The following is a 6,560-nucleotide window of genomic DNA, read 5'->3' as shown; positions in this document are numbered from 1 at the left end:
TCGCAATTCAAGCCCCCTCCCCCTTATCGAAAAAACCCATTTTAAGAATCTAAGTGGTATTTAGGCTAAAATATTTGTTTTTTGTTTTTTCTTATTATAAAATCCGCGATAGATTTATTTAATGAAAATAATTCTTAGGTTAAAAAGGCTTGAAAAATGAATTTTGATGAATATTATTTCAGTGTGTTTAAAAAAATTGGCGCAAATCTTTGCTTTAAAAGGCAGGACTGCGCGCAAGATTCTTTTAGATATGCGCGCGCAAAGAGTGAAAAATTTTTCGTTGAGATTAAAAGCATCGAGTTGCTTGATGGCGTGAGGTTGGACTTTGGGGAATATAGCGGGGATTTTAGCGAGGTGTTTCGCACGATGAGATTCCATGCGCTGCACTTTGGCTACTGCACTGCGGGCGGATATAATGGGGTTTTTGATAGGAGCGTGGATTTTAACATCGCGGCAAATGACATTTGGTCCTGCTCGATGGAGGTGGAGGCTGGCACGCTTGGGAAAATCCAGTGCAAGACTACGAGTCTAAGCGTTGATTTAAAAAACTGCAAAAATGAGCTGGGGCGCTTTTTGCGTAACATAGATTTTGAAAAGTTGCATGATAGGATGCTTTGCGCCCCGCTCGTGGTGCAGGCGGATATGCGCTCAAAAATGCTTTTTAACAAAATGCATGAGAGGCAAAATGTCGATATACTGCGCCTTAGCGTGCTGGAGTCGCTTATCTTTTTGGATAATCTCTCAAAACGCGCGGAGCTTGGGGATATTGGCGAGAAAAGGGATGGCTACCTCAAAGCGCTTGGCGTGTATTTACAAGAAAATTGCGAACAGGAGCTGAAGCTCAAAAGTTTGAGCGAGCGCTTTGGTGTGAGCGTCAGCAAGCTCACAAAAGATTTTGGGAATCATTACAAAACAAGCATATATCAATTTATCAAAAATTCGCGTATGAAGCGCGCACAGGAGCTTTTCAAAGAGGGTAAAAGTATCACACAGGTGGCAAATGAAGTGGGCTATATCAACATTTCGGCTTTTAGTAAAAATTTCAAGCAATATCTTGCGGAGCAAAACACTCTTGCTTTGCCACTAGGGGGGGGGATTAAGAAACTTTCCCTTATAAATGCGCTTGCCTTTTGTAATCGGCTGTTTGTTTTAATTGACATCAATCACCACCGCACATTTGCCTTAACTTCAATAAATAGTAGCACATTTATGCGCAAACCGCGATTTTGCGAAAGCAAAATCCCTAAAAATTTGCGAGGCAAATTTTTCAATTAAAGGAATTCAAGTTACGCGCAAGCGTAACCCAATCTCGCCCCTTGCGTGGTGAAAAAAAGCGGTGATTTAGCATTAGCAGAAGTGCTAATGCCCGATTTTTTTCTAGCAAGGGAAGTAGCGAGGCTCTCCCCCTGATTGCCGAAAAAGAAAAGCGCGCAAGCTTCTTTTTCGGGGCTAGGGGGAGCGGGGAGGGGGTAAACCCCTTTTTCTTTTGCGTAACAAAATTAGAAAATCTAAAGAGTTTTGAAAAGCGAAAGCAAAGGATTCTAAAAAAATTAAGTCATTACGAGCACAAGCGAAACAATCCATTTTAAAATCTTATTTTTTAATTCCTTTTAAGGATTCTATTTTTCAGAATTTCTCAATTTAGCCTAAATTTTCACTTTATAGAGTGTAGATTCTACACATTTTTTGACTATTTTTACCATTTTGCGTGTTTTTACCATTTTGGAATATTGCCAAAAAATGATTTTTATTAGGATTTTAAGCTTGATTATCAAAATTTAAGGAGCAAGTTTTATGAAAAAATCATTTTTTCTCATCGCATGCGTTAGTATCGCCTTAAGCGCGAGCCTAGCGCAAGAATCTCAAAATCAAACAGAGGGCGGAAGTCAAGCAGGAAGTCAAAGCGCCACAAACAGCGCAAGTAGTGTAAATAGTGCAAGTAGCAACGCTAGCAAAAACTATGAAGAAAGCTATCGCTTAGAAAAATCCACCATTACTGCAAACAAGGCAAATGAAGAGATTTTTGAAGTAAATGCTAGCGTGCAAACCATAAGCGGCGAGCGCCTAGAAAAGTCCGAGATAAAATCAACCGATCAGCTTGCAAATGCTTTCGCAGGATTCCAAATCAATCAAAGTGGTGCAAGTGCCTTCCCGCAGGCGACTTTGCGCGGGCTTTCAAGTCCGGATTTTTACACCACGACTTTAAATGTCTATGTCGATGGCGTGCCACAAAGTCCAAATTTCCTTATTCAAGCATTAGGCGATGTGGCGCAAGTGGAGCTTTTGCGTGGGGCGCAAGGCACACTCTATGGGGAAAACTCGCAAGCAGGGCTTCTCTCTATTATCACGCGCAACCCGATGCATGGCAATTATGCAAATATCTCGCTTGGGGCTAGCATACTAAATTACGACATAAATGCTTATGGTGGCGGGGAGATTATCAAAAACAAGCTTTGGGGCAAGGCGAACTTCCGCTATTTGCATGATAATGGGTTTATCAAAGATCCAGATTCTTCAAAAATGCTAAATACCGCGGATACCTTTATCGCGGGAGCGAGCTTGTATTATGCGCCTGTAGATTCTGTGTTGGCGACTTTGAGCTACAGCTTCTATCATGCAAATTCTCATAAAAACTTCTATCTTAGTAAAAGTCAGTATGAAAATGGCTACAAGCTCCCAAATGGCGCGTTAGAAGTGGATAATTTCATGAATATAGGCAATCCAAACTATGTTTATCTTAAGAATCCTTTTGACAAAACCACCGCGCATAATGCGAGTTTGAAAATTGATTATAGCTTTGGGGATTCTATCCTTAGCTCGATAAGCGCGTTTCAAATGGCAAATACGCTTAATAATAATTACCCGATCGTGCGCTTGCTTCCGGGCAAGGACAACGGCTACTATTATGACAGCACGCAGTTTATACAAGAACTGCGCTTAGATACAAACTACGAAAATGGCGCGCGTAGCGTGTTTGGTGTGTATTATAAGCATTTAAATATCACAAATGGTATGCGTGGCTATGAAGGCACAGAGCAGACTTTTGGCTTTAGGGATACTTGGGAAGCGAGCGAAAAGGTAAATACAATCGCGCTTTTTGGTGATGGCAAGATTCCGCTAGGGGAGAGTTGGGATATAGGATTTGGCGCGCGCTATCAGTATTATCATGCAAATATCATCACGCAAACGCCACCTATAGCAGCTTTGGGCGCGTATGATAAGGCGCAAGGATTCCATATTTTAAATCCACGCCTTTCACTTGGCTACACACTCAATAGCAATGCAAGATTTTATTTTAATATCGCGCAAAGCACCAAAGCCGGCGGTTATGCGAAATTCCCTTATGCAAATGCAGACACGCAGGGCTATAAAAACGAGCAGATTTATAGCAGTGAGCTAGGAAGCCACTTGCAGTTTTTAGATTCCAAACTGCGTGCAAATACAGCGCTGTATTATATGTTTATACAAGATAGGCAAAGCTATGCAGGCTCTGGACTATTGCAAAGCATACGCAATTTGGGCGATGCGTATAGCTACGGGTTAGATACGGATATTGGCTACTATGGCGAGCGCGTGAGTGCAAGTGTGGGTGCAAATATCGGCGAGGCAAGGTATTTTAAAGGTGGGGATAATGTAGGTGCGATTACGGTTAATGGCACAACAGTGAATTATAATATAGGTGGCAATCGCTTGAAATTTAACCCCACACTTTCACTTGTAGCAAATGTAGATTGGAATTTTTTGCGTCTAAATGCGCATAGATTCTATATTGGTGCAAATGGGCGTTACTTCACAAAGCAGTATTTTGATGACTTAGATCAAACTGATAAGATGATATTACCGGCGTATTTGTGGCTTGATCTCAATGTGCGCTATGAGTATAAAAACTGGAGCGTGAAACTCTATACACAAAACACTACAAATAGTAAATCCGCTGTGTATATACGAAATTTTGGCGGGGCTGAAAACTACTACATGCCAAATAATCCCTTCAACGCGGGCATAAATCTAAGCTATCGCTATTAAAGATTCTTAAGATTATTTTAAGGAGGGGGGCGATGAATTTTAACGCTGTGTCTGAAACGCTACTTATCCCGCTGTATTACCGCGCGCTAGAATCTATGCGTGCGGAGCGTGGTAAGCGCGTGATTTTGCATGATAAATACGCGCAGGATTTGGTTGCGCGTATTCCTTATGATTATGCAAAGTTTGATAAATCAAAGATGTCAAAAATCGGCTGTATTGTGCGGGCGCGGTATTTTGATGAAAGTGTGAAGCGCTTTATTGAATCTCATAAAAATGCAGTGGTGATAAATGCGGGCTGTGGGCTAGATACGCGCTATGAAAGATTGAGAGAATGGAGTGAGAGCAAGGGCGTGGCGAACTTTGAATCTGCGCGCTTTTTTGAGTTGGATTTGCCCGAAGTGATGCAAAAGCGCAAAGAGCTTTTGCAAGAATGCGCGCAGGATAGATTCTTAGCGTGTTCGCTTTTAGATTCTAGCTGGGTGGAGGCGGTGCAAAAAGAGCTAGAAACTCTGACGCCTAAGCAAAGCTTAAAAAGTGCGCCTTGCATTATTGTGATTGAGGGCGTGCTAATGTATTTTAGCGCGCAGGAGATTCTAGGGATTTTCACGCAAATTGCCAAAAACACTACGCACGCGCAAGTGTGGTGCGACTTTGTGGGAAGTATGTTTGTGCGCAAAAAATCTATCCACGATGTGCTAAAGGATATGCGCGCGGATATAAAAAGTGGCTTTGATAGCACAAGCGAGGTGTTAAACCTTGCGCGCCAAAGTGGGGCAGAGGTGGAATTGATAGAATCTAGCCTTTATTTTCGGCATTTTCCCACGCGCTGGGGGCTTTTTGGCATGCTTATGTCTCTAGCGCCACGATTTATACATGAGAAGTTTTCGTTTATGTGCGGATTGAGGCTATTCCATTAATTGTATCGCCTGCGCGGGAGTGAATCCCGCTTTGGCTCCGCTTCGCGCGCATACTTAGCGTTTTTTGGTTGATGGGATTGCGAGATTCTGTAACGCTGTTTGGCGGTTTAAGGTTTTTGTGGATTCTGTCATTGCGAGCGTGAGCGAAGCAATCCATTTTGAAATTTGAGAATCTAAAAGGAGAGTGAATGACAAAGAGGCTTTATGTTGTGAGTTTTTGTGTGTATGTGGTGGTGAGTATTTTTACATTTCTTATTTATGGCGCGATGCCTGCGATTTTGGCAAAAAATGGCATTAGTCCGCGTGAGATAGGGCTTTTGTACATGGCGTTTTTGCCTTTTAGCTTGAGCTTTTTTTATTCTGGGTTTGTGGAGAGTTTTCGGAAAAAATACGCGCGCGGATTTCAGATAATTAATAGCGTGGGCGTGATTGGTATTGGTTTGTTGCTGTTTTTCTCAAGTGCGCTAGATTTGAGCGAGCATTTTATGCTTTGCATTGTTGCGTGCTTTCTTATGAGCGTGCTTAGTGCGAATATGCTTATCGCGCTTAATGGCGTGGCAGTGGAGCAAACCACAAGCGCGCAAAAGCCCATCATAAATACCATTATGCTTATAGCGTGCGGGCTAGGTGGCTTGATAGGCATAGTCGTGGCGCTTATTATTTTTGACTTTTTTGGCTGGAGTATGGCAAATATCGTGCTGGGCGTCTTTACGCTACTTTTTGGCGTGCCGATTTTGCTGATAAAAATCACGCATACAGATTCCAAAGTGCATGATAACTCGATTTTAAAAGCGCTCAAAAACAAACGCCTTTGGGCGCAGTTTCTTATCCTTACAAGCTTTTTGCTTCCACTGGTTTTGACAAATAGTATGAGTAGCGCGCTGTTTGTGTATATGGGCTTTTCGCTGTATGTGGTGGGATTTTTGAGCGGATTTTTGCAGATTAGCGCGCTTTTGCTGGCTGCGCCTGTGGCGTATTTTTTTATTAAATTTTTTGGGTTTAAAAAAGCGCTTATCCTAGCGCTTGCAAGCGAAGCCTGCGTGCTGGTGCTTTTGGCGCTTAATATGTGGGTGTGGCAAAGTCATTTTTTGGTGATTATTTTAATGCTACTCAATGCACTTTTCTTTGGCTCGCAGTTTGTGTTTATGTATAGCGTGGGAATGCGCTGGTGCGAGGGTAGCACACAAAGTGGTGTAGATTTTTCATTTTTGCGCACGAGTGAAAATATAGGCTTTGTGGTGGCGGGGCTTGTGGCTTCGCAGATTATCGGGCTTTTTGTCTCGGAGGAAAAACTTGCAAGTTTGCAGGGCGGAAATATGGAAGCAAGCACGGAATCTAGCGTAGATTCTGCAGTAAATGTGGAATCTGGCGTAGAATCTATCGCTGGCGTGGATTCTATCGCGGGTGCAGATTCTCTAGCTGGAAGCAATGCAGAATCTAGCTTTAGCTGGATAAATGACGCCTTTGCTACTTTGCAAGAAATTTTTAATCAAAGCGGCATTGATAGCGCGGTGGCAAATGGCTATGGCTGGGTGTTTGTGCTGGGTGCTGTGATAGCGATTTTAAGCGTGGTGATTGTCAAAAAAAGCAAGACAATTTAAGCACACTTTTTAAAAA

At 42.5% G+C, this 6,560-nt stretch carries 5 protein-coding genes; 4 read left to right on the top strand and 1 reads right to left on the bottom strand.

Going from position 1 to position 6,560, the window contains the following annotated elements:
• Positions 1 to 156: 156 nt before the first annotated feature.
• The 3 genes from CQA49_RS06375 (at position 157) to CQA49_RS06365 (ending at position 4,943) form a co-directional block, all read left to right on the top strand.
• Positions 157 to 1,275, top strand: coding sequence for an AraC family transcriptional regulator (locus CQA49_RS06375; protein WP_115575132.1), 1,119 nt, complete (start codon positions 157 to 159; stop codon positions 1,273 to 1,275).
• A gap of 519 nt (positions 1,276 to 1,794) precedes the next feature.
• Positions 1,795 to 4,026: a TonB-dependent receptor gene (locus tag CQA49_RS06370; protein ID WP_115575131.1), complete on the top strand. Its 2,232-nt coding sequence runs from the start codon at positions 1,795 to 1,797 to the stop codon at positions 4,024 to 4,026.
• A 32-nt stretch (positions 4,027 to 4,058) separates the two neighbouring features.
• A complete protein-coding gene (locus CQA49_RS06365) occupies positions 4,059 to 4,943 on the top strand; it encodes a class I SAM-dependent methyltransferase (RefSeq protein WP_115575130.1) in 885 nt (294 codons plus the stop codon).
• Here CQA49_RS06365 and CQA49_RS09880 read toward each other — a convergent pair.
• Complete coding sequence (locus tag CQA49_RS09880; protein WP_147288663.1) at positions 4,915 to 5,100, bottom strand: hypothetical protein; 186 nt, start codon at positions 5,098 to 5,100, stop codon at positions 4,915 to 4,917. The genes CQA49_RS06365 and CQA49_RS09880 overlap by 29 nt on opposite strands.
• 31 nt (positions 5,101 to 5,131) lie before the next feature.
• Between CQA49_RS09880 and CQA49_RS06360 the strand changes: the two genes are divergently transcribed.
• Positions 5,132 to 6,544 carry an MFS transporter gene (locus tag CQA49_RS06360; protein WP_115575129.1) on the top strand — a complete coding sequence of 471 codons (1,413 nt, stop codon included), beginning with the start codon at positions 5,132 to 5,134 and terminating at the stop codon, positions 6,542 to 6,544.
• Positions 6,545 to 6,560: the final 16 nt, after the last annotated feature.

This window comes from Helicobacter sp. MIT 00-7814, assembly GCF_003364115.1.
Taxonomy (GTDB): domain Bacteria; phylum Campylobacterota; class Campylobacteria; order Campylobacterales; family Helicobacteraceae; genus Helicobacter_F.
This window is presented reverse-complemented; position numbering and strand designations above follow the sequence as displayed.

Bases quoted from the DNA above. Each gene is read 5' to 3' on its own strand.
- CQA49_RS06360 (WP_115575129.1), top strand. From the start codon at position 5,132: ATGACAAAGAGGCTTTATGTTGTGAGTTTTTGTGTGTATGTGGTGGTG.
- CQA49_RS09880 (WP_147288663.1), bottom strand. From the start codon at position 5,100: ATGGATTGCTTCGCTCACGCTCGCAATGACAGAATCCACAAAAACCTT.
- CQA49_RS06370 (WP_115575131.1), top strand. From the start codon at position 1,795: ATGAAAAAATCATTTTTTCTCATCGCATGCGTTAGTATCGCCTTAAGC.
- CQA49_RS06375 (WP_115575132.1), top strand. From the start codon at position 157: ATGAATTTTGATGAATATTATTTCAGTGTGTTTAAAAAAATTGGCGCA.
- CQA49_RS06365 (WP_115575130.1), top strand. From the start codon at position 4,059: ATGAATTTTAACGCTGTGTCTGAAACGCTACTTATCCCGCTGTATTAC.